Annotated in this window: 16 protein-coding genes and 2 tRNA genes; 6 read left to right on the top strand and 12 right to left on the bottom strand. The window is 53.1% G+C overall.

Features of this window, described 5'->3' with window-relative positions:
* The first annotated feature begins 77 nt into the window (after window positions 1-77).
* A complete protein-coding gene (locus tag CHR62_RS11870; protein ID WP_233574983.1) occupies window positions 78-380 on the top strand; it encodes a DUF6693 family protein in 303 nt (100 codons plus the stop codon).
* A 42-nt stretch (window positions 381-422) separates the two neighbouring features.
* Here the strand turns inward: CHR62_RS11870 and CHR62_RS11865 are convergent, their stop codons facing one another.
* From CHR62_RS11865 to CHR62_RS11855, 3 genes are all read right to left on the bottom strand, one after another.
* Entirely contained in the window at window positions 423-1,304 is an 882-nt protein-coding gene (locus CHR62_RS11865; RefSeq protein ID WP_123661064.1) for a DNA/RNA non-specific endonuclease, read from the bottom strand.
* Between the two features lie 156 nt (window positions 1,305-1,460).
* Window positions 1,461-2,477 (bottom strand): hypothetical protein, encoded by a 1,017-nt coding sequence (locus tag CHR62_RS11860; protein WP_093970513.1) that lies wholly within the window; start codon window positions 2,475-2,477, stop codon window positions 1,461-1,463.
* A gap of 1,492 nt (window positions 2,478-3,969) precedes the next feature.
* A complete protein-coding gene (locus tag CHR62_RS11855) occupies window positions 3,970-4,614 on the bottom strand; it encodes a hypothetical protein (protein ID WP_123661063.1) in 645 nt (214 codons plus the stop codon).
* A 577-nt stretch (window positions 4,615-5,191) separates the two neighbouring features.
* Between CHR62_RS11855 and CHR62_RS11850 the strand changes: the two genes are divergently transcribed.
* Window positions 5,192-6,223 carry a DUF4238 domain-containing protein gene (locus tag CHR62_RS11850; protein ID WP_123661062.1) on the top strand — a complete coding sequence of 344 codons (1,032 nt, stop codon included), beginning with the start codon at window positions 5,192-5,194 and terminating at the stop codon, window positions 6,221-6,223.
* A 210-nt stretch (window positions 6,224-6,433) separates the two neighbouring features.
* Here CHR62_RS11850 and CHR62_RS11845 read toward each other — a convergent pair whose 3' ends face one another.
* Both CHR62_RS11845 and CHR62_RS11840 read right to left on the bottom strand, forming a co-directional pair.
* Entirely contained in the window at window positions 6,434-7,738 is a 1,305-nt protein-coding gene (locus CHR62_RS11845) for a GTP pyrophosphokinase family protein (protein ID WP_199722933.1), read from the bottom strand.
* A 762-nt stretch (window positions 7,739-8,500) separates the two neighbouring features.
* Window positions 8,501-9,529, bottom strand: coding sequence for a TIR domain-containing protein (locus tag CHR62_RS11840; RefSeq protein WP_123661060.1), 1,029 nt, complete (start codon window positions 9,527-9,529; stop codon window positions 8,501-8,503).
* A gap of 368 nt (window positions 9,530-9,897) precedes the next feature.
* Between CHR62_RS11840 and CHR62_RS11835 the strand changes: the two genes are divergently transcribed.
* Window positions 9,898-10,614, top strand: coding sequence for a hypothetical protein (locus CHR62_RS11835; protein ID WP_123661059.1), 717 nt, complete (start codon window positions 9,898-9,900; stop codon window positions 10,612-10,614).
* A 225-nt stretch (window positions 10,615-10,839) separates the two neighbouring features.
* Here the strand turns inward: CHR62_RS11835 and CHR62_RS11830 are convergent, their stop codons facing one another.
* The 3 genes from CHR62_RS11830 to CHR62_RS11820 form a co-directional block, all read right to left on the bottom strand.
* Window positions 10,840-11,862 (bottom strand): site-specific integrase, encoded by a 1,023-nt coding sequence (locus tag CHR62_RS11830; RefSeq protein ID WP_123661058.1) that lies wholly within the window; start codon window positions 11,860-11,862, stop codon window positions 10,840-10,842.
* Between the two features lie 145 nt (window positions 11,863-12,007).
* Window positions 12,008-12,083, bottom strand: a tRNA-Asn gene (locus tag CHR62_RS11825).
* Window positions 12,084-12,219: 136 nt separating this feature from the next.
* The gene (locus CHR62_RS11820; protein WP_123661057.1) at window positions 12,220-13,785 is read right to left on the bottom strand and encodes a glycosyltransferase family 39 protein; all 1,566 of its coding nucleotides are present in this window, start codon (window positions 13,783-13,785) and stop codon (window positions 12,220-12,222) included.
* A 97-nt stretch (window positions 13,786-13,882) separates the two neighbouring features.
* On the opposite strand from CHR62_RS11820, the gene CHR62_RS11815 reads away from it, so the two are divergent.
* The 3 genes from CHR62_RS11815 to CHR62_RS11805 all read left to right on the top strand — a co-directional run bounded on the left by CHR62_RS11815 (window position 13,883) and on the right by CHR62_RS11805 (window position 16,038).
* On the top strand, window positions 13,883-14,941 hold the full coding sequence (locus CHR62_RS11815; RefSeq protein WP_123661056.1) for an AI-2E family transporter: 1,059 nt from the start codon (window positions 13,883-13,885) through the stop codon (window positions 14,939-14,941).
* A 174-nt stretch (window positions 14,942-15,115) separates the two neighbouring features.
* Window positions 15,116-15,886 carry a flagellar brake protein gene (locus CHR62_RS11810; protein WP_093969008.1) on the top strand — a complete coding sequence of 257 codons (771 nt, stop codon included), beginning with the start codon at window positions 15,116-15,118 and terminating at the stop codon, window positions 15,884-15,886.
* A 76-nt stretch (window positions 15,887-15,962) separates the two neighbouring features.
* Window positions 15,963-16,038 (top strand) — tRNA-Thr (locus CHR62_RS11805).
* A 136-nt stretch (window positions 16,039-16,174) separates the two neighbouring features.
* On the opposite strand, the gene CHR62_RS11800 is transcribed toward CHR62_RS11805, so the two are convergent.
* From CHR62_RS11800 to CHR62_RS11785, 4 genes are all read right to left on the bottom strand, one after another.
* Window positions 16,175-17,752, bottom strand: coding sequence for a TerC family protein (locus tag CHR62_RS11800; protein WP_123661055.1), 1,578 nt, complete (start codon window positions 17,750-17,752; stop codon window positions 16,175-16,177).
* Between the two features lie 101 nt (window positions 17,753-17,853).
* Complete coding sequence (locus CHR62_RS11795) at window positions 17,854-18,183, bottom strand: hypothetical protein (protein WP_123661054.1); 330 nt, start codon at window positions 18,181-18,183, stop codon at window positions 17,854-17,856.
* 66 nt (window positions 18,184-18,249) lie between these two features.
* A complete protein-coding gene (locus CHR62_RS11790; RefSeq protein WP_123661053.1) occupies window positions 18,250-20,634 on the bottom strand; it encodes a YbcC family protein in 2,385 nt (794 codons plus the stop codon).
* Entirely contained in the window at window positions 20,631-21,995 is a 1,365-nt protein-coding gene (locus tag CHR62_RS11785; RefSeq protein ID WP_123661052.1) for an NADH-quinone oxidoreductase subunit L, read from the bottom strand. Before CHR62_RS11785 ends, CHR62_RS11790 begins: the two co-directional genes overlap by 4 nt.
* Between the last annotated feature and the right edge of the window lie 22 nt (window positions 21,996-22,017).

The raw sequence follows: 22,017 nt of genomic DNA, 5'->3' as shown, positions 1-22,017 counted from the left end.
CACAACGATGGGTACTCTCCACGGTGCTCGAGCACCATACGTACAGCGCGTTCACGCACTTCGGGGGAAAATTTGCTTTGCTTCTTCATGGCTCCATTTTCTCAGATGTTGGAGCCTCCACAAATCCCGGGGCGCTTCAGTTCGTATTCCCGTACTACATGCAGCGTTTCATTATCAGCAAGACCTATGCATTTGACGGAGAAGGCAGAAAGGTTGGTCGGCTCGTCTGCACGATTGATCTGGCCAGCATCATCGGCAACATCATCCTTTGGGCCATTATCAGCATCCTGACGCTGGGCATTGGCTACCTGGTGTTTTTGTACAAAATCACGGCGCATTGCATGACGCACACTAAGGTAGTCAGCGTGAATACTCTTTAACTGCGTACGCTGAAGCAGCCATTTTGGCCGCACTACTGCACCTTACCCCGAAGTCACATGGAAGAGCCGTAGCTCAGTGCGCAATATAAACTCGTCATAACTGATCGGCCGACCTGCTATGGCATCCGGCCCATTCTCCTGCCAATGCACCCATGACCGCTTCGTCGTCGCGTCATAGACGACCTTGAACAGGTGCGTTGGCACGGCAACCCGCCCTGCCCCGATCCGCTGTGAATTGTTGGCATACACCGGCCCGGTAAATACATAAACGTCACCCTTGGCCCGCATGATGTATTTACGGGTGTCTTCCTCGATCTTGTTCCACGGCCCGCTGTTTTGACGCTGGTCTTGCGGCACTATATTGGCCAGGCTGAAACTTTGCGTCATGGCGTCGGGCGTGTGCATATCAGCCGCCGGTGCCATGTGGCCACGGGCGTAGCCGGAGCCCCTGTAATCATCCAGCTTGGCCCGCTCCGTCGCCGGCAAGCGCCCTTCCTCATAGAACCGATCCTGTCGCTCAACGCTTTTCGCCTGTTCCAGCATCTTACGATTCAGACGCTGGGCGACAAACACAGGCGTCTTAGTCTGGCCGCTGTGTAAGATCGCGAACGACGAAAAACACAGCTCACGCAGCCCTGTAGCAGCGGGTACTGCCGGCGGCTTGCCCGGAAAGAACTGCGGGCAGTCTTTGAACGAGGTTTGAATAAGCCCGGATTTTGTCGCGACTGGCGGCTGGCTGGCTACGGTCGTGGCCACTCGGCCAATGTCAAAATGCTCGAGCCCGACCAGATGGGCCAGCTGCGGATTGAAAAGCGTGGTGAAAAATGCGAATGACGCTGCCGTCGAGGTCAGAAGTAAACGGAGGGATTTACGATTGGACGGCTTTCTGGAGGTCTTGCGTTTGCTGCTTCTACGTGTTGCCATGGGGCGAGATTATAGATGCCCCCAAAGAAATATCTTGATGGCGCAACACAACTCGTGATCTTAGTCTTGATGCACTGCAGTCATAAGCGGATGGCTTTCTTAGGTGTGAAAGCCATCCGCCCGGTTGCAAGACAGGGCCGCACAACCGGTTGGGTCTCAACGAATCTCAGAGCCCACATTAAAATATTTGTCTGACCTTAGCTCTTGCGCAAGCTCAGCGATCGGCAAAGTGTTTTCTTTGGAATGCACGCGGGCAGAGATAGCCGCAAGGTTTACCAAGGCTTCCTTGCACTCGCATCGCGTCAACTGCAGCTCTTTGCTGACCAGCATCAAAACCGTCGCGATCAGCTGGTTTGGAGATTTCAAAAGCGTGCCTATGAAGTTCGATAAAACAGAACCAACAAGGGCCTTAGTTGAGTCATCGAGCTCAGAAAATCGCGTCACGCCTGATTCAATCAGTCGCCTAAAATCCTCTTCTCGACCAGAGGGAACGCAGGTTTCAATAAACGCGAAATAGTCTCCATCAAAGACTATAGAATCAACAGCAGACTCATTCTGTTCGTAAAAGGCTGCGCCATTTTCCTCGGGATTACCGCCGTTCTTCTTGAGCTCCAGCACTTTAATAGCCAATGGCCGCAGCTCAGATAATAGGGCTACATAACCACCGGCAATCCGATTGTGAGCAGCCATAATGTCTTGGAAGTCACGCTTGAGACTCTGAATGGCATCCCCACCTTCAGGCAAGGAATAAAGCGATGGGATCAACAAGTAGCGAGACGACGCCGCAGATTCGTAGAAATTGGAAATCCGTTCGCGGAATGTCACTAACCTTTCTTGGATATCGTCCAAACTAATTAGACCAGAGTCCAAATAACGAATCAGCGCATCTCTGCCACCTACCGCATATGCCCGATCTATGCGATTCTCGATATAAGTCCCGTCGGTCACAATCTGGTTGAAGCTGCCAGCCAAGTTAGAAATTACGCTATTAATGCTCTGCGCCACGACGGCACGAGCAGCGTCATTGATCCCCCTTTGCCTTTCCTGTTCGCGCCGCAGCGCCTCATCTTTTCTGACCTTGCGTTGGTTTAAGAGCCACGATAAAAGAGCTCCGATAATGGTAAGGCTGGTCGCGATGTCAACGCCAAATTGAATGTTTCTAAAAACTTCCATTTTCTTCTAAGCACAAATTAAGGAAGACGAAATTTAGAACAAAAATCATCAAATGAAATGCCAGAGGTGAACCATATATATCAGCCATATCGAACCTTCAGCAGATCATGCTGAGCAGGCTGTATGTCACACAACTGTGCTAACTGACTTGGTCAGACTTCGAAAACTTAGCTGCACTAAGGAGGAAGTAATAACTCACCGTTCGGGTTCGCTGGATCACCCAGGCCGAGGCGACCGCGCTGATCGTGCTCAACGAGTGAGTAGTAAGATGTGGTCACCTATCTGTGGCGGCACTCGGCCATGAGCGGCGACGTGATTAATGACTTTCTGTCTGTTTCGCAGATCAAAATCACCTCTACTAGGCTTTTATATATACGGCAACAGTTACTTTGCATAACGAAATGCAAGCTCATAGAGTAGAGTGTTAAGCCAACCACAAATGCCTGCAGCATGTCCCCAAAACCTAGTCTTATCTTTCGGAGACACTGTTCTCAATGTGCGGCGCACAAGTATGCTGTGCACTTCGCGAGCAACTCCCAGAATCAGTCCAACAAGTTGTGAGCTCCCATCTGCTAGACGCCCGAACGCCTGGGATTACCTCACCATTCGCGACCATGTGCGTCTCAACCAGTTTCAGCCTAAGCGCCGGAGATCCAGCACATCTTCAAGGCGATCTGAAGCATCACCTTGGCAAGCTGCTTGAGTGGCGGACAAGAGTGAATGGCATGAGGGCATAACAATTAGTTCAAAACCTGCAGCGCTTCTCGGCATGTCTTAATTCAGTCGTTAGCGAACGTCTGCATTAAGCTGCATCGCAAAAAAGCAGCGTCGGCTTGAACGAACTGTTAGGCCACATCTCGTGACCTAGTAATCGCTGCGATTGACTGAAGGACGTCGCTGCGGGTGTTGAACGTGCCAGACCGAGCTGTTTTGAACCAAGAATTGAGCGCGGAGACGTCTGTGCGAAAACTGAGAATTAGTCTGCGCCTTGCATAGGGATGCAATGCGCGATCTTTAATCATGAATGGTAGGAGGCGGAATACAGATTCGTATGCTGCATAGATGCTCATTGCCCAAATAAGAGGGATGAACGCAATGTTGTAGATGATTGGAAGTGCCAAATCCCGCAATGTGTTTGCGTTTGCAATCGCGCCAAAGTTTGTAGTTACTTGGTAGGTTACAAAAATAAAAATCCCTAGACCTACGGCAGTGAAAGTTCCGTTGAGTAGCTTCTGTACGGGTGCATATTTTTCGTTGCTTTACGCCACAGCAAGAAGTCCGCCGACTAGAGCAGTAAAAGGCACAAAGACAAGCTCTGCTAAAAGCGGCATTTTGTAGAGATTAACGAAAAAATCTAGAACTAGGGACAGCTTGAAGTTCTTTGCGACTGAGGCTCTGAGCTTGGTGGGGTCATTACTTACCTCCGGGGTGCCCATAAGGGTAGGAATGCCAGCGACAAAAGGGAGAAGGTTGAGCGCCAAGTTATGCATAGCTACTTGATCTGGGGAACACCCGGAATATTCACGAGCCATTTATTTACGGCAACCTTCTGTGCATGTGAAATTTCACCATCCTTTACTAGGGATCGCCTAACGTTGCGAAGAAATTCGGTCTTCGCCTCTGGCAGTTTTTCTATGCCTACATCTATCCAAAAAAGGTAGTTGTAGCACTTTTGAAGATTGACCAACCTAAACTTTTCCGGAGCCTTAGCTTCGATGCTGTTTATGTGGCGAACTTCAGCCTCGGTAAGTGAGGCCGTTTTGGACTTGTTGTAGCAGTTCTTTAGTACCAAGTATGAGGTGTGCATTTCATCCGCCAGTTTTTCTTCGCGGAGAACCAGATACTCAAGAGCCTGCCGATTTGGATCGGCGGAGTTACTACCACTGGAACCGCCTGCGCCACCGACACCTCCTTCACCTTCTCCGTTGGGCAGAGTGAATTTCGTAAGGTCAGGAATGCCGACAAGGGTGTAGTTAGCCCCAATATTGTTTTTTGCGCATGTTGGGCCAGCATACGCAATTCTTCCTGATCCCTCATCTTCAAGGACATAAACCTTTAATGAGGTAAGAAACTTTGGACAGAAATCGCAGCGTCTGGAGGTCTCTGTCAGGTCTTTTCGTAACGGCTTAAAAGACACGGCGACTCCTATATATAACGTAATGCAGACCGCGCCAAGCCGCAGGCTATATCTGGCTCTTGCGGTCTAAATGGCAAGGGAAAAGCACTGCAAGGAGCTTATAGCAGCCTAGCTTTGCTAGCATATGTTCTGTGTGAAAATACAGTCCTAAATTCAGCCATGAAACCCGCTGCCCCCCGGGGCTGCACGCCACACAGTTGCTGGATCGGGTCCGTGAGCGAATTCGTTCAGACACTATAGCCTGCGCGCCGAGCAGGCTCATGTTCAATGGGAGTTTGTGTTTGTGAAATGGCACGTTTTGTGGCATCGACGAGACATGAGCAGAAGAGCTCGATGTGTATTACGGCTTCGGGGCTTTCATCGGATGACTGCTCGAGTTCGGCCATCAGGCTTTGGCTACAATCGGCCAGAAGCGGCCTATTACTGAAACCAGTTATTCGGCAGCTATGGCAAAGGATAGTTTCGCCTAAAGGCTGTAACGATACAGCTGGGTACATAGAAGAGTCCCGCCAGAGACTTCTGAGCCCGATTCCCCAAATTACAGAGCTTCCAACCAAACTAACCGTTAGAGCGGACGATGGCAAAAACTATTCAGCTTCGCAAAGACAACCACTACGTACCGCAGCTCTATCTGAAGCAATGGGTGACGAATGGGAAGATCCCCACCTATCGGCTTCTCGTCCCGAACAGTGAGGCGCCTCTATGGAAGGATCACTCCCTTCGGGGCATTGCCTTCCATCAACATCTGTACACCTATCGAGCAGGTCAAGAGGAAACTGACGAGTTCGAGCGTTGGCTTAGCCAGGAATTCGAAGCGCCTGCCGAGGAAGCTATTCGTCTCGCAATCAATGACGAGAGAATGTCCCAAGAGCACTGGAGAAAATTAGTTCGATTCGCCGTTGCCCAGGATGTCCGCACCCCTGCTAACTTGCGCACCTTCCTTGCTCGACACCGCGACACGATGCAAAAGTTGATGAACGAGACGCTTGAAACTTCTGTCAGGCACCTTGAAGCTGCCGTCAAGGCTGGGGTCACGATACCAAAATCAGAACCAGACCTTAACAATCCCTTCCCGCTCAAGGTTTCAATTACGAGGTATCCGGAGGGAGACGGGGGCATAGAGACCAGGACTGTCGTAGGGAGGCACCTATGGCTATGGAGTACGCGGCACTTGCTAACCGACACCATTACGAAAATTACCAATAACCATTGGACTGTCGTGCATGCCCCGGCCGGAATGTCATGGCCAACATCGGACAGCCCTCTTATCAAGCTCAACTACCACAACAACAAGAACTATGACTTTGGCGGTGGTTGGGGTGTTCCTAAAGTCGACATCATTATGCCTCTCAGCCCGAAACACCTTCTCCACAATTGCATAGGCCGGAGAAGCTGGCCTAGAGGAACTGTGCTTGACAGCCAGACGGCACAGTTCCTACGAAAGGTCATAGTTGAACATGCCGACCGCTACATCTTCGACAAAGGAAAGAGTGACGTTCAGAACATACGCCCCAGAGCCGTTAGCTTGGCAGCCTACAATCAAGAACGGGCTACTTGGCAGAACTGGGGCAACGAACAAAGCCAAGCTGAAGCTGAGTTATTCGGCTAGGTACCTAGCGCTCGAGTGACGCGCCACGTCTAGAGGGCTTGCGGGCCGTGACTCTTAGCCCGTCGGCTGGTCACTAACGGCCAGGAACGGACGCTTGCAGCCTGAAGAAACGGACACTCGATATTTTAGAGGACGGCCGTCCTGATAGCAGTGTTGGACGCCTCGATACGAAAAAGTTGTGGGGTCTGTTTTGTGCGATAGGCAGATCGTCTATGCGTCAGCAGACTTGCTCGTCTTCGCTCCCTTTCGAGGCGACTTCCGTGGCGCCGGCGGTGGTGGCGCAAGGTAGTTCAGGAGCATGTGTAGCTCGTTAGTGGCTGCCTGAATGGTCTCACTATCAGGGACCTCGATTCCGTGCACAAGTTGATTCCTGAACCGGCGAAGGCGCTCTGCAGAGGCAAATATTTCCTTCGGAACCTCCAGGCGGTGCAGAAGACGAGATGTGGGCATCGCGACCATAGTAATACCCGCCTCCGTAGCTTGCGATCGAAGGCGCTTCTCATATTGGATCCAGAGCCCCATAAACTCGCCGATGGATTGAGTTTGAGAGTTTCGGGACACATCGCTCGTCAGTGCAGCGAGCGGTGCTTCAATGAGCCGAATTTTCTCATAGGTCGTGTACCGGGTTGGATCCTCTGCGAGGATCTGATCAATGATCTGCTCGGACAATGGCCTCTTCTCAAAGTCGCTGTGGAGAACTTGCACGTACTTGGCCAATTGGTCAGGGGTGTTGAGATCAACCGCCTTCAGCAGTGCATACAACACGTCTACCCTGCCCATGGCTGCTTCATTTACATCGGCGCCACTAAGGTTGGTGCGAGCGAGGTCAAGTAGGGACGCGGCTAGGTCATAGTGGTTCGCATACTCCCGACCAAGAGTCGATGCTCTGAGCTCTCCTGCTCTTTGCAGTCGTTCTAGCGCGATCTCCCCGGAGAGCACGAGCCCATTTAGCTCATCCAAGATCGCGTACTCCTCCTCAGAGAGTGTGCCCTGAAGGGGCTTGTAGACAAGGTCGTGTTCCACCTCAGACCACGCGTGCATAAGAACCGATGCGACCTGTACTTCGACCTTTGCTTCTGAGTATCGCTTTTGAGATTCGTTTAGGCTGGCTTCCGAAATGCGGACTCTGTAGTGCGTTGCCCAGTATCCAGAAAATCGCTTCTTGTATGTGGGCTGCGCAGTCGTTGGGAACTCTTTGGGTTCTTCCACTAGCAAAAACAAGGAACGAACGATTTTTCCAACCTCGTCACGTTCCCCCGGAAAGTACAACGCGACTCGCACTCCAGCAAGGTCAACGATGTCTTTATAAATCTCCTCTACGTTTTTGTAGTTGGTCTTTATAGACCGCTGGCGCACTTTCTCTTCAAGGCGAGTTGGATTCTTCGCCCGTGAGGTGACGATTGCGCGCACCCCGGCAGACCTGAGGTTAGCCTCAAGGATCTGAGCAACCATTCGGCACGACTGCTCGTAGAAGTCGAACTCCTTCCGGTAACGACTGATGAATTCCGCGATCATATCCAAAGTGGTAGCCTCCTGTATTACGCGCTACAGTTTACCGGTTCAGATCCGCGAACCAATTAGTTACAAGTACTATAACCTACGCACGCGTCGTACTGAATGACCGCTTCATGGAATTTATCTCCATGACTGCGCTAGGTCGATTCAGGCACTGCTGATAGACCCTAGCCGGCCAGGAGCGGCCCGTGAGGGAAATCAAGAACAGTCACGCGACATCGAGCCAGCTGGCGACTGGCATACTTCGCAGCGGCATGGAGGCCGTCCGGGTTGAGCACGAGGTTGGGACTTTGGCTTGCATTCATGATCTAGCCGTTCCCTTGTCAAACGAAACACCTCGTTGGCGATAACTCCAACAATGACACCACCCATGAACTCAGTAAAACCTACCGTTTGGTTCACCATATACGCTCCCATGACTAATACGTAAGCGTACATGGCATGCCATCCCATGCCTCGCAGCATGTAGAACAGCATTAATATGGCGCATATAAACGCGACTGGGCTTTGAAGAAACAGCCCCACAAACACGTCCCATAGTTGTTTCAATCCTTCCACGGGTATTCCTTGTCTCAATCCGACACTCGCTTAGGTTGAGCTGTGCCGCGAAATAGTGTTGTACTGAATGAATTGTTAAGTCTCAGCCTAACTCATGAGTCCGCCCAGAGGGGCCATTGGAGATAAAAAGCTGACATTCAACGACGCTTTTAGCTGCTTTTTGTCTCGGCGAACTAATGGACAATACAACTGTGAAATGCTCTGTCAACCATTAAGCGCTCGTTCAAAGGACCGCATAAGGACATGTGGCAAATCCTTGGCTAGCATGTAAAGCTCTTTAGAACTAGAAAACTGTTCACGCATTAAGGGATGTTCAAACGATAGCTCCAAAACTTTATAAAACTCCATCATTGCAATCCTTTTATCTTCCTTGGGTGCCCTCGATTTAAAAATTTTTATAACCTCCATTCCCGACTCATATATCCAAGGAAAATCTGCGCGAATGAGCGCCAAGGTCATCTGAAGGCCGATGAGAGTATCGCTGCTTCTAGCAGACGAATGCATCAACTCTTCGACCATCATTGGATGGAATCTGCGTCCCCTTTTGGACGCCGCAAAATCAGCCCTATCAATCCTGGAAAGTATTTCTTTTGTAGTCTGTCGGGTCTCCTCAAGTTGGGCACCGAAAGCCCCATCTGGATTTCTGATCAACTTCTGATTGCTTCGAGATAGTTCTAGAATTTCTTCGAGAATATCGTGGTGATTCGGTAGGCCACCGTTAGCCTGATCATCCTGCTCGTGACTTGTTCCATTATTCGCTGATATTTCTTTTAATTCGCTTTCAAGAGTCGGGTACCAAACATTAAACGCTTTGACTAGCCTATCGTCATTCAGACCATTTTCGCCACATGCTTTATTTAGTGTTTTAACAAGTTTCTGAATGTCTTCTTCTTCAAAAATTGTCGACTGAAATTGCAGTATGGGGCCATTAACTTCGGATCGCTTTATGTCAAAGAGGAAGGGACTTACGAAAGCCTTATCCATTGTCTTTGACAAGGCGCCGGCTTCGAAGGTCAGCCAAGGGGCATTGATGTTCTCTTCAGTTACGCAAAGAATGCCAAATGTCGAATCTTCAAGTTCTTTGGCTATATCGGTGCTCCATCGAGCTCCCTTGTCAATGTCTTCTGAGGATACATAGGGCGTAATTTCCTGGATCACCGAGGGTAGCCAGTCTCGAAATACTAAAGCTACTTTGTGACTTTTTTGACCAGACCAACTCAAAAATACCTTCATCCTCGCTTTCCCTTCTTAATCAATGGATGCCGTAATGAGCCGCTATTTAGCGACGACGGTCGAAAATGGTGAGCAAGGTGCGCGAAAATGGCTTGCTACCTTGCTTTCGAGTGCAATTAGCCACAAACGCCCCAGACTCTCGGGTATGGCACACGATAAGGCCGGCGGGCTTATGAGCGTTTTTGTTACAAATAGTATAGCCTGAGTGCCGACCAACCGTGCCATCCGTTGAATAGCAGCTCAACTCTCTTCCGGATGGCTGCTCAGGGTCGGACCCGGTCGTCGGCCCTTGGCTACAATCGAGCATTAACTGGCAGACCAGACAGGGAGTTACAATCTATACGACACAACCTAACGAGGTGCCTATTTTGGTGATTACGCTCAACGTTCCTTTGTCGGGTAATTGGGAAGAGGATAAAGCCATTATCGTAAGAGCCGCTGGACAGCCTACGCCTGCTGATGAGTACTTTACCCACGCGACCGCGATTAAGGGTCTATTCGACTATCGCACCTATGACACGCCAGCGCAGCCAAATCATCCCCAGAGAAAAGGTCTGCTGCGAAAAGTCCACGATGAGCTTTATCCAATCGCTCATTTCGCGAAACTCTATTTCACATGTCCGAAGAATGTTGTCGTGCAATGGATCGACGGTAATCAGCAGCACGATGCTATAGTCGAATACAGGGCAGGAGGCTCAAATCAGTCGGATATACGTTATCTCGAAGTGACAACACTTCAGGGTAAGGAAGATGCCGACGAACTGGAAAAACTATCGAAAGACCCTATCTCCACGACGGTGAGCAGCAATACAGCCCAGGAAAAGCATGATCGAAAGATCGATCAGCTGAGAAATATACTCAACAAAAAAGCAGCCATCGTCTACCCAGATAAAACCGCACTGCTGGTTTACACCGACGAGAACAGATTTCGATATTTTCATTTTGGAATGTCGGCGCCAGAGATCAATAAAAAAGCAGATTACGAAGCGGTACTTCACGAATTTGAGCTATCGCTTCAAAACTTCTCTCGCGTTTTCATTTTCAGCAACAGCGAGATCTACTGCGCGTGGACGAACCCTAAATAGGAGAGTAAGGCGTGCGGCGTCCAAAGGCATGAGAGGCAGCTTTGAGTCGACAGCGGTCATCTGCAAGGACGTTCAACGAATGACCGTCGAGGGTCGAATTCGGCCATCTGGCTTTGGCTACGAAACGGTCATCGAAGTAGTGATTGCAGGTTTCCGCTTGGGGCGCTATCAGTCAAATAGATTGGATAGAATCTACTGGCTACGACTGAAACACAACACTTAACATCACCCCAGTTTTTCCAACAAACTTTCGGGCTTTAAATGCGTATAGCGCTTTAGCATTTGCATACTTCGATGCCCCGTAATACTAGTAACTTCCATAGGGTGCAGTCCCTTTTCAAACAGTCTTGAAGCTGCTTCATGGCGCAGGTCATGCCACCGAAGGTCTTCAATGCCCAGGTCGGCCAATGTACGTTTCCATAGACACACCACTGCATTAGCTGTAGTTTTAAGTACTAGGCCAGTAGAATCGGCGTTTTGGCTTTCTAGCGTCTGAGCGGGCATTTCCTTCAAAACAGCAGTCGCTTTAATTGATAGTGGCAATATCGGTGGCACACTTTTGTTTTCGACTGTCAGCATATTACCTGGGAACATAATCATTCGCTTGCCCAAGTCCACCCATTCCCAACGCAACTGAAACAAGACGCCTTGCCGCAGGCTGGTTTCTATCGCGAGATCAAAAACGGGTGCAGCGTAGCGATTCGTGCTTGCGTCCAGGCGTGCATGAATACGGTCATACTCCCCAGACTCAAGTCGACGACTACGTGCACGGCTACCACTCGGCTTTCGGATGTTTTGTAATGGGTTACCAAGACTCTCCATGCCCCATTCCTTGCGAGCAGTTTCATATAAATGGCTGATGAGCTGGAGTTCTAGCCTGATAGTGTTCTCTGCACGGCCTGCCTCACGTCGTAAGTCTCTATAGCGAGCAAAATCAACTCCGCGTAGACTGGCCAGTGATCGGTATGCAAGGTCATTATCCAGCCATCGGCTGATACGGCGACTCTCCTGGTAGGGGTGGCGCTTCGTAGGAACAACCTCTTGTAGGTAACGGTTTAATGCCTCGCTAAGCGTTGTGCGTTCTGCCTGAGACCTATCAATGTATGAGCCCACATCCATCTCGGCCTCAATACTGCGTGCCCACTTTTGCGCCTGTTGCCGAGTATCAAAAGTTCGATAAGTGGGTTTGTAGCCCTTGCGACGTACTTCGGCGCGCCAATAAGCGCCTCGTTGACTAATGTATGCCATTCCCAGATTCTCCAAGTAAACAATAAGATGCTTGGATTGATTCTGTTACTCCGGCAGTTTTCCGGCAAAGGTCAGTTTTTGCAGTGTCAGGCAAGAAAAAAGCCCCGACGCTTTCACGTAAGGGCTTGATTTCCTGTTGAATTCTTGGCTCCCCGAACTGGGTTCGAACCAGTGACCTGCGGATTAACAGTCCGTCGCTCTACCGACTGAGCTATCGGGGAATTGAAAGAACATAACTATAGCACATTTATTTTTTGGTGTGCAAGCCAGCCCTAACTTTTTTTGCGTTTAACTTTGCTTGCCGAACCGCAGCACCCGCAATGAACAAACGCTACACACCTACCTTTAAACACCCTTTTAGCCGGCGGCAAGCCTGCAATTGGGTGTAGGCGGTGTAATCGCCCATTTTACCGTAAAAATGGGGCTCTTGTCAGACGACCATTGCTGTTTAAATTCACCCTGCATTGGCGACTTGTCGAACAGGGCCAAGAGCTCGGTCGACCAGTACCCTCGACCGTCGGGCGTGTAAACGACCAGCACCCCACAATCAAGGGCGGTTTCAGGGGTCAACCATGGCGACTGGAAGTAATCGGCGCTGATAAATACTTGCGTGTCGTCAGAAACATTCGTGGCTACATTACCCCCAAACCAGGTATCGGACGCGACCAGTCTCAATGGGGCGTTGGGCACATGCTGCGCCCATACCTGCTGCAATTGCGCGGCGATTTCGGGACCCGGGAATGTTGAGCGTGTCATACGCCCTGCTTCATAAGCCACAGGGCCGCGCGCGACCGCGTAGCCGATGGCCATGAGCACATGCAAGGCAATAGCAACGACAGCGGTGCGGCGCAGCCATACCTGGTCGCTGCCCTTAAGGCGCCAGAAGGCGTAAAAGCCAAACAGAATAAAAAACGTTGTGCCCCATGAGGCCACCAGCTTGGTGCCCAAAATAGCCGACACTAGCAAGGTCATGACAAAGGGCCCTAACCCCACCCACAACAAAAAGGCTCGTGCCTCGGGCGTTATCGACTGAGCATAGGTGTATGTTTGCGCCGAGTGCAAAGTGGGCGCAGCGTCGCGTCGCTGCCACCACCACAAGGCCAACCACAGTACAAAAAGCGGCGCCATCCGGGCCACCTGGTCTACCGAAAAATCAACCATGCTTTTCAGGACGTCGATATAGCCGCCATCTACGTCCATGGAGTTATCGGCGTAACGCAGCGGCGCAAAGTCGTTGGCAACCAACCAGAACACATGCGGCAACACCACCACTAAAAACACCACGGTTGCCGCGCCAATACCCTTCCATACGGCCGGGCGGCGCAAATGCCCATGCACCAACATGAAGACAAAAAACACCGCAAACTGGATGAGGGCACTGTACTTGGTCAGCATGGCCAAACCGGCCACCAGACCCAGCCATAACCAGTTAGACAACCCGTCGTCTCGTAGCGCCCTGAACAACAGCCAGATGCACGCGGCAATAGACCACAGCTGCGCCGTATTGTGGTTATATATGGTTGCCCGCAACGAAAAATACATGGTGACCGACACCATGATGGTGGCAATCAGGGCGCGGCGTGGCGTGGTGAACTCGCACCCCAGCAAGTACACAAACCATAAGGCCAGTGCCGACACCAGTTGCCCGGCAAAAAATGTCAGCCAAATAGGTCGACCAAACAGCTCTACCAGTACGTACATTAACCACGACGGCAACGGCGGGTGCTTTGAGTACCCCCACTCAAGGCTGGACGCCCACACCAGCTCTTCCATGCCGTCAAGATCAGGCGCTTTATGGCTGAAGGCACAAAGTGCCGTCCAGAGCACCACCACCACGGCCAAGTAGGCCAGCAATAACCAGTGTGTAGTGGAACCAGACTGACGTTGAAACGACGAAGGGACGGAACCAGAATGTGAAGTCATGAAGACGCCCGAGAGTAAAAATGGGTTAAGCGCAAATAATTAACGGTATGATGCTGATCTGATTTTTACGGGATTTTATGTGAATCACGGAGCCCATATGCGCAATAGTGGCATTTACTTTCGAAGCTTTGTAACCCTGCTGATTATTGTATCGGTGGCCTTCGGCTGGCTGCTGCTGCCTTATTACAGCGCGCTGTTCTGGGGTTGCGTGTTTGCCATCAGTTTTACGCCCCTGCATCGCAAGCTGCTGGCCAAGATACCGGCGCACCCCAATACAGCGGCGCTGGGCACATTGCTGCTGTGCTTGGTTGCCGTTATTTTTCCGCTGATCATCTTGACCAGCGCGCTCATTCGCGAAGGCGCCACCATTTACCGGCGCATCGAAAGCGGGCAGCTTAATCTGGGGCTTTACTACGAACGCATCATCAATGCCCTGCCCGAGTCGCTACACCACTGGCTCGAAGAGCTCGGCGTCGCCGACGTGTTCAGTATTCAAGAAAAGCTATCGGCCGGCGCCCTTGAGGGTAGCAAGTTCCTGGCCAGCCAGGCCGTCAATATCGGGCAGAACACGGCCGGCTTTTTAGTCAGCATGGCCATCATGCTGTATTTGCTGTTTTTTTTGCTGCGTGACGGCCCCTCATTGGCACGAACCATCAACCTGGTTATACCTTTAAGCGACGAGCACAAACATATGCTCATCCAGAAATTCATCACCGTCGTGCGCGCCACCGTCAAAGGAAACATTGTCGTGGCGGCCACGCAAGGCGCACTGGGTGGGTTCATTTTCTGGGTACTGGGTATCGACGGCGCACTGCTGTGGGGTGTGATTATGGCGTTTTTGTCGTTGCTGCCCGCTGTAGGCGCCGCCATCATCTGGGCGCCAGTGGCTGTCTACTTCCTGGTCACCGGGGCATATTGGGACGGCGCCATTCTGATTCTGTTCGGGGTGCTGGTCATTGGCCTGGTCGACAACATTCTGCGCCCGCTGCTGGTGGGCAAAGACACTAAAATGCCCGACTACGTCGTACTGATTTCTACGTTGGGCGGTTTGGCAACCTTCGGCCTTAACGGCTTTGTCATTGGGCCACTGCTGGCCGCCCTGTTCATGTCGGTGTGGTCGCTGTTCCCGGCCGCCATCAACGCTCAAAAAACGTAACAAATTAAGGGTAATGTACCGAATAGCACTTGTTGTGCGTTGCAGACGCCCCAAAGCAACCACACAATCGGTACAATTTGCCTATTACATCCGGCGAGCCTAGGTCATTTTCCCTAAAAAATGTAACAATTTGCACAGGGCTTGCCATATTGCTGCACCTATAAAAACATTGCCATGGACAACACCCCCGACACACTGCCAAACCCAAACATCGACGTCAACGACCCGCATACGATTACGGCGGAGCTCGAAATTCAGTCGGTGCTGCGCAATATCCAGCGTCAACGTTCGCTATTGCATGTGCATGTGTCCAACAGCATCACGGCCATGATCAGCACCGTCCTCGACGTCGATCGCAACAGCAATCAATGGATATTCGACATTTCGGCCGACGCCAGCACCAATCAACGGGTACAGTCGGCCAACAAAATCATTGTCGAAACGTCGCTAGAAAAAATTCATATCAAGTTTGTATGCAGCGGTGTAAAACCCTGCGATTTCGAAGGCAAGCCCGCTTTGTGCGCTCCCCTGCCCCAGGCCCTCAGCTACCTTCAGCGGCGCGACTTCTACCGTATTAATACACCCATTACTCATCCGATCATGTGCCGCATCCCGGTGCGCGAACACCAAAAGCTCAAAGTGGTGTCGCTACCCTTGGGCGACATCAGCGGCGGCGGCATCGGCGTGTTCGACGATCATCATCTGCCCGAGCGCTCCATGGGCACCATCTACGACAACTGCGAAATCACGCTGCCTGATGTCGGTGTTATTACCGTCACCCTTCGTATTCAACACGTTGTCGCACAAGAGCTACCCAGCGGGAAAACGCGTTTTCGCGTGGGCTGTGCCTTCGTGCGGCCTTCCGGCCCCACCCTTAACCTCATCCAGCGTTACGTGGGCAAGCTCGAGCGCGAACTGATCGCCAAGCGGCGCGGCTTCGGTTAATGGCCACACGGCTTCCTGGCATTGCACCCGAAAAACAAAATTCGGTATAATTTTGGGCTTAGCTTTTACAGCTTTGGCCGATATAGCTCAGTTGGTAGAGCAGCTCATTCGTAATGAGAAGGTCGTAGGTTCGACTCCTATTATCGGCACCAAAATACAAAGCCCTTTCTGGCAACAACCAGAAAGGGCTTTTTCTTGGGCGGTATTGGCCGATGAATAGCCTGTAAACCTCGCCGCTACCAACCATCGCCGGCGGGGTAGCCGGCAACGATTAGCGCACAACCGCAATTAACCAGGATTGGACTCAATCGGGGTGCCGTTGTCCTCGATGACGCGGTTGACCTGCACCCAGGCAATGCGGCGCTCGGTCACCTCGACGACCTCGAACTCGAGCCCATGTACAAAGGCACGCGCGCCGGGCTCGGGCAAACTGCCGAAATAGTCGAGCAACAGGCCCGCTACCGATGTGATCTCAACATGGTCAACAGGCAACGGGTCGACGTCTAGGGTCAGTTCCAGATAGCGCAAGTCGGTGGCGCCGGCAACACGCCACTTGCCTTCATCCAGCACCTGAATATCGGGTTGCTCGTCTTCGTCGGGGAAGTCGCCGGCAATGGCCTCCAGGATATCAATGGGTGTAATCAGGCCTTGAATGGTGCCGTACTCGTCGGCCACCAGCACCAATTGGCCACGCGAGCGTCGCAAGGTTTCCATCGCGCTTAAGACACCCGTAATCTCGTTGATAATGATGGGCTCGCGCAAACACGACAGCTTGGCCAACGAACGGCCCTCCATAATGTCGGCCATCAGGTCTTTGGCGCGAGCAACACCCAACAGGGTGTCAAGGTCGCCGCGGCAAACCGGAAAGAAGCTATGGGGTGTGGCGCGCAGCATTTCAATAATTCTGGCCGGCTCGTCATTGACGTCAACCCAAGACATATCAGAGCGAGGCGTCATGATGGAACGCAATGAACGCTCGCCCAGCGTCAATACCCCGCTGACCATCGTGCGCTCTTCGGCGGCAAATACTTTGGCCGCTTCATCGGTCTCTTCGGCGGGCAAATCGCTCGACGTCTCTGATGCTGCTTTACGACCGCCCAAAATACGCAATACGGCTTCGGCCGTACGATCGCGAAACGGTATGGCTGCGCGATTGCGCAAAACGCTGCGCCGGGCCAACTGGTTGAAAAACTCGATAAGAATCGAAAAGCCAATCGCTGCGTAGAGATAGCCTTTGGGAATTTTGAACCCAAGACCTTCGGCCGTCAGGCTCAAACCAATCATCAGCAAGAAGCTAAGGCACAACACAACCACCGTGGGGTGCGCGCTGACAAAACGGGTTAGCGGCTTGGAAGCCCACAGCATGATCCCGATGGACACAATCACTGCAGCCATCATGACGGGCAGCTCGTCGACCATACCCACAGCCGTGATAACGGCATCAAGCGAGAACACGGCATCAAGGACGACGATTTGGGCCACCACAACACCAAACCCCGCGTACACCTTAGACTGAGCGTGCTGATGTGTACGCCCCTCCAGGCGCTCATGCAGTTCGGACGTGGCTTTGAACAGCAAGAATAGACCGCCCAGAAGCAAGATCAGGTCACGCCCGGAAAATGCCAGGGTGCCGATCGTGAATAACGGCGTTGTCAGCGTGACCAGCCACGACACAATGGTCAGCAAACCCAGGCGCATCACCAGCGCAAGCGACAGACCAATGACGCGGGCCCGGTCGCGCTGATGCGGCGGCAGCTTGTCGGCCAAAATAGCAATAAAGATCAGGTTGTCGATACCCAGTACGATTTCGAGGACAACCAAAGTTAGAAAGCCTACCCATATATTGGGGTCTAGCAGTAATTCCATGACGGACAATTTCCTGAAAAGAAAATATCAATGACTTTAAATAAACGTCGGGCTGCAAGGCGCAGGGCCAACGTATTTGATGCCAACAGCACAATGCGTTTTCAGGCCCGCAGTCTGGGCGGGTCGAGCATCGGAAAAGTCAGGACAGGGAACAGATAGACAGGGGCGGCGACGCGCTGTACCGGCGGCTCGGTCGTTACAGTACCAAGCGCCCAACGCACAACAGAGTCAGAAAGATCGGCGTGAGGAGACTGGGACGCCGGGTCGGCGTGCGATGCCGCGACTTCGGGGGTGGCGTGCGACGAAGCGTCGACCAGAAAGGCAATGATGGCAGCTGGCGCCACCGGCGTTAACCCGACGTCGTCGAGCGATTCGTCAAGCAACTGGAAAGCAGTAAGGAAGGCGATGAACAGGACGAAAAATCGTCTCATACAGCGAAAGGAGAGTTTCGGAAGTTTCGAGTATAGCGGAACTTCCGTCGCTCGCCGTTTCGCCCACTACGCGGCACGCCAGCCGCTGCGGGTCAGTTGTTGCAGCTGGGCCGGGTCATCATCAAGCCTGAACAGATGCAACCATTCGTTATCGACAAGCGCCTTTACCACAGCATGGCGGTTGTAAATATCTTCAATCGGAGCCGCAGGGGCCGCCAGATACGCCGCCAGCCTTAAAGGTTCGTGACGCCAGCGCTTGCCGTCGTGCACCGACTGCAAGGGCAAGCCAATGCGCAGGTCTCCACCATTGCCCTCGAACACGCCCAAATGACCGCCCACGACATTGTGCAGAATCTTGTTGCCGCTGCCGTAATGCCGATGATCGGTAACCGACGCGTAATACTGCATGTTGATCCAGTGCGCCACCACCATTGGCGCCGTCATGATCAGCTCGAGCACAGCGCCATCGGTGTCCCGGCGCCAATCATAGTCATGCAAAAAGGCACGGCCGGCTAGGTCGATATGACGGGTACGCGCACGGGGTGCGGCAATAAACGCGGCATTGTTGGCCAGCCCCCATTCGGGCCGAGGCTGCGACCAGTCGCGCGCGCGCTGCTCAAAGCGCTTCTTCAAAAGAACATCGTTGTCAGGCTTGATACCCAGTTGCGGCGCCCGGCGACGACGCGCCATACACGAGGCCGCCTCAAGCCATGCCCGCCCCCGCGCCGACAGCGCGTCGTCGAAGCAGATGACTTCATCTGTCGTCGTATCGTGCAGCGCGGCGACGAACTGGGTGTCATCAGGGATATCAATCGACAGCCCGCGCAAACCCGAACGGACTTGTGCGTCGTTCAGCAGCATGGCCAGCAAACGCGCATTCAGCGCGCCATCATGCCCGCCACATGCACCGCAATCGAGTCCAGCTGCATGCGGATTGTTCTGACTGGTGCTCCCATGACCCACTAGCAATACTTCGGGCGCAAAAGGCCCAGTCAGACTCATATTTCGCAGAACACCGGCCACCAGCGCAACACGCTCATCCGGAGTCAATGGGACGCCACCCTTCTGCAATTGCCAGGTCACGTTCGCCGACCTGACCGAATCAGAGGCCTGCCCTGAAGACGGGAAAAAGCCCGCTTTGAACAGTTTGAACGCATAGCCCAGGCCCAGGCTTTCGACAAGACTGAATGTCGTCGGCGCAAGGCCGTTGCAATCGAGCATGCGAGCCCGCCGATTCAGACGCTGTGCATAACGCTCGGCTTTGTCGTCAGACTTTACAGGCTGCTCGAGCGCATCGATCTGCCCCTTGAGCAAACCCGGCAAACGCGCCTCGCTGCTCACGGCGCCCAAGGCTCGATAGCGTATTGGCAATCCGAAAAAGCCCGCGAAGCCCAGCGTTTGTATCGTTGGGTCTTGGGCTTCGAGCGCACGCCGGTAGGGCTCGGAACGGACATCGATACAGAACACGGCCTGCAGATTGGGACGAACTGCCAATGGCGCAGGTACAGGCATGCGCAAACGCGCGTGCAAGGGCGAACGATAAGCGCGCTCTATATCCGCCTGCTTTTCCCACAGTAGCGTCTGGGCTTGCGCATGCCACTGCACCATGTCGTCTAGCGCCTGCCACTGTTTTTGCCAGGCCGCTTGCAATGACCGCCAGACAGACGGGTGTGCTGATTGGCAATGCCGCCACAACGCCAGTTCCCAGGCCAGACGCACTGCCAGCAACTGCAGCATCATATAGCTACCTGCCCCGGGCGCAGCGTCGGCGTAACGATCGAAGTAGGCGCAAAGCGCCGCCCAACCTTTCACATCAAGCAGTAAGGCATGGAGGTAATCTTCGGCGCTGTCCCCATGGGGGACCAAGACCTCGATGGCTTCGGCAAATAATTGTTCGTGCGTGGGCGCCAGCCGTTCAAACGCATTATGCAACCCCGGTTCGCCCATCAAAATTTCTATGCCACGATCTGCCTGCACGAAGGCAAGCCACTCGGCATAAAGAGACCCGCCCAACACGCGACCGGACGCAGCGCTGCGCTGCAAGGCGCCCTGCTCCCGCTGCAAGAACATGGCGCAAAACTGACTGATCTGATGCGTCACTTCATCAGACCATGTCATCTTGTGACGGCGATCTTGCAAATTATCGAGCCAGGCCGGAATATTTTTCCAATGCGGCGCTGCTACAGGCCTATTCGCTTTGCCAACGTCGGGCGCGCCATCAGGCCGCTGCTTTTCAAACCAACTGGCCGACATCAAACAATGCACATCACCCAGCGCGGCAAGCCTTGCCGACACGCAATGGAACGGTTCATCGCGCATTTCCCACCATGGGTTGACGGCAATCAAGGCATCCAGCGGCCACGACGGTGCAATGCGTGCGCACGCGTGCTCTGCAGCGAGCCGCCAGGCCGCTTGCGCTGCCAGGGGTTCGTTCAAATCGTTGGGCTTCATGGTGTTACCCCCTCGACCCGGGCAAAATGCGTGCCACGTGACCGCGACGGCACCGGCAGTTGTACCGGCCAGACACGCAAGGTAATGCGGGTGGCCCACTCATCCAGGTACAAGCCGGCAAACAGCCAGCGTTGAAAATTTCGGCCTAAGGGCGTGTCTGGCCCGTGCACCAGAAGCAGGTGTCCGGCAAACAGCAACGCAGTCAGCGCGATTAAAGCGATATCGGCCCAAAGGCCCACAGCAACCGGCACACCATGAACCCAGTGGCCAAACAACACCTTTTGCCCGACATACAAGGCGGCAATCAGAGCGGCGACAAACGTCGCATAAAGCATACCGCCCTTAACGGCAACACTGGAGCGCTGGGCTACCAGCACCGCCAACGCCAGCCCCAACAACACCCAGGGGCCTGCCGGGCCCTGGCCACCCGATGCCAGGGCCCCCGCCCCGGCCAGACCGGCACCGACAAGCAATGCGGGAAACCAGACCCAGGCGCGCACCGCCGCCGCAGGCGACATTTGTGTGAGGCGATAGGCTTGCACAGCAGAGCCTGAATTTAAAAATGCAAAGGCCTTGTAGCAAGAGTGCGCCACGAGATGCAACAGCGCCAGCTCGAACAAACCCATGGCGCATTCAATAAGCATGAAGCCCATTTGGGCGCATGTAGACCATGCCAGCCTGACCTTGACGCTGATGCGCGTGGCCATGGACAACGCCGCCAGCACAACGCTGGCACCGGCAACGGCAATGACCAGCGCCTGCGCCGATGTGGATTGCAGCAACAACGGCCCAAACACGATCAGCAAGTACCCACCCATATTGACGACACCCGCATGCAGCAACGCCGACACAGGCGTAGGTGCCTCGACCACCTGCATCAACCAGCCATGAAACGGCAACTGCGCGCATTTAATCAGGGCGGCCATGGCAATCAGCACGGCGGCCCACTGTCCTGCGGTAGACGCGTCATTGTCAAGATAGTGCTGTGCAATGACGCTGATTTGCCAAGTGCCATGCTCGTGGTGCAGCAACAAAAATGCAGCCAGCAAGAACAATTCTGCCAAACGGGCAAACAAGAACTTTTTGTGTGCGGCCAGTGCAGCGCGGGGCCGGTCGGGATAGAAGCGCAACAGCGCATGCAACGAAAAGCTGATGGCAACCCAGCCGGCCAGAAACACCAGCAAATGGTCAGCCGTTACGGTAACCGCCACCGACAGCAAAACACCCGTCAATGCCGCGTAGTATCGATATCGACGCGGTTCGCCTTGCAAATAATTTTGTGAGTATTTAACGATGACCAGCCCGATGAATGTGATCAATATCAACATGACCACAGACACGACATTAAGTGATGGACCCATGAAAACTTCCTGGTTGTTGGAT

This window comes from Pusillimonas sp. NJUB218 (assembly GCF_003788685.1).
In the GTDB taxonomy this organism is placed as follows: Bacteria; Pseudomonadota; Gammaproteobacteria; order Burkholderiales; family Burkholderiaceae_B; genus Neopusillimonas.
The sequence above is the reverse complement of the archived record's forward strand: the minus strand, read 5'-3'. Positions and strand labels throughout refer to the sequence as shown.

What these genes read in the sequence shown, in the direction of transcription:
- CHR62_RS11800 (WP_123661055.1), bottom strand. Translation starts at nt 17,752, where the DNA reads ATGGAATTACTGCTAGACCCCAATATATGGGTAGGCTTTCTAACTTTG.
- CHR62_RS11785 (WP_123661052.1), bottom strand. Translation starts at nt 21,995, where the DNA reads ATGGGTCCATCACTTAATGTCGTGTCTGTGGTCATGTTGATATTGATC.
- CHR62_RS11840 (WP_123661060.1), bottom strand. Translation starts at nt 9,529, where the DNA reads ATGAAGGTATTTTTGAGTTGGTCTGGTCAAAAAAGTCACAAAGTAGCT.
- CHR62_RS11830 (WP_123661058.1), bottom strand. Translation starts at nt 11,862, where the DNA reads ATGGCATACATTAGTCAACGAGGCGCTTATTGGCGCGCCGAAGTACGT.
- CHR62_RS11815 (WP_123661056.1), top strand. Translation starts at nt 13,883, where the DNA reads ATGCGCAATAGTGGCATTTACTTTCGAAGCTTTGTAACCCTGCTGATT.
- CHR62_RS11795 (WP_123661054.1), bottom strand. Translation starts at nt 18,183, where the DNA reads ATGAGACGATTTTTCGTCCTGTTCATCGCCTTCCTTACTGCTTTCCAG.
- CHR62_RS11860 (WP_093970513.1), bottom strand. Translation starts at nt 2,477, where the DNA reads ATGGAAGTTTTTAGAAACATTCAATTTGGCGTTGACATCGCGACCAGC.
- CHR62_RS11845 (WP_199722933.1), bottom strand. Translation starts at nt 7,738, where the DNA reads ATGATCGCGGAATTCATCAGTCGTTACCGGAAGGAGTTCGACTTCTAC.
- CHR62_RS11820 (WP_123661057.1), bottom strand. Translation starts at nt 13,785, where the DNA reads ATGACTTCACATTCTGGTTCCGTCCCTTCGTCGTTTCAACGTCAGTCT.
- CHR62_RS11865 (WP_123661064.1), bottom strand. Translation starts at nt 1,304, where the DNA reads ATGGCAACACGTAGAAGCAGCAAACGCAAGACCTCCAGAAAGCCGTCC.
- CHR62_RS11810 (WP_093969008.1), top strand. Translation starts at nt 15,116, where the DNA reads ATGGACAACACCCCCGACACACTGCCAAACCCAAACATCGACGTCAAC.
- CHR62_RS11790 (WP_123661053.1), bottom strand. Translation starts at nt 20,634, where the DNA reads ATGAAGCCCAACGATTTGAACGAACCCCTGGCAGCGCAAGCGGCCTGG.
- CHR62_RS11850 (WP_123661062.1), top strand. Translation starts at nt 5,192, where the DNA reads ATGGCAAAAACTATTCAGCTTCGCAAAGACAACCACTACGTACCGCAG.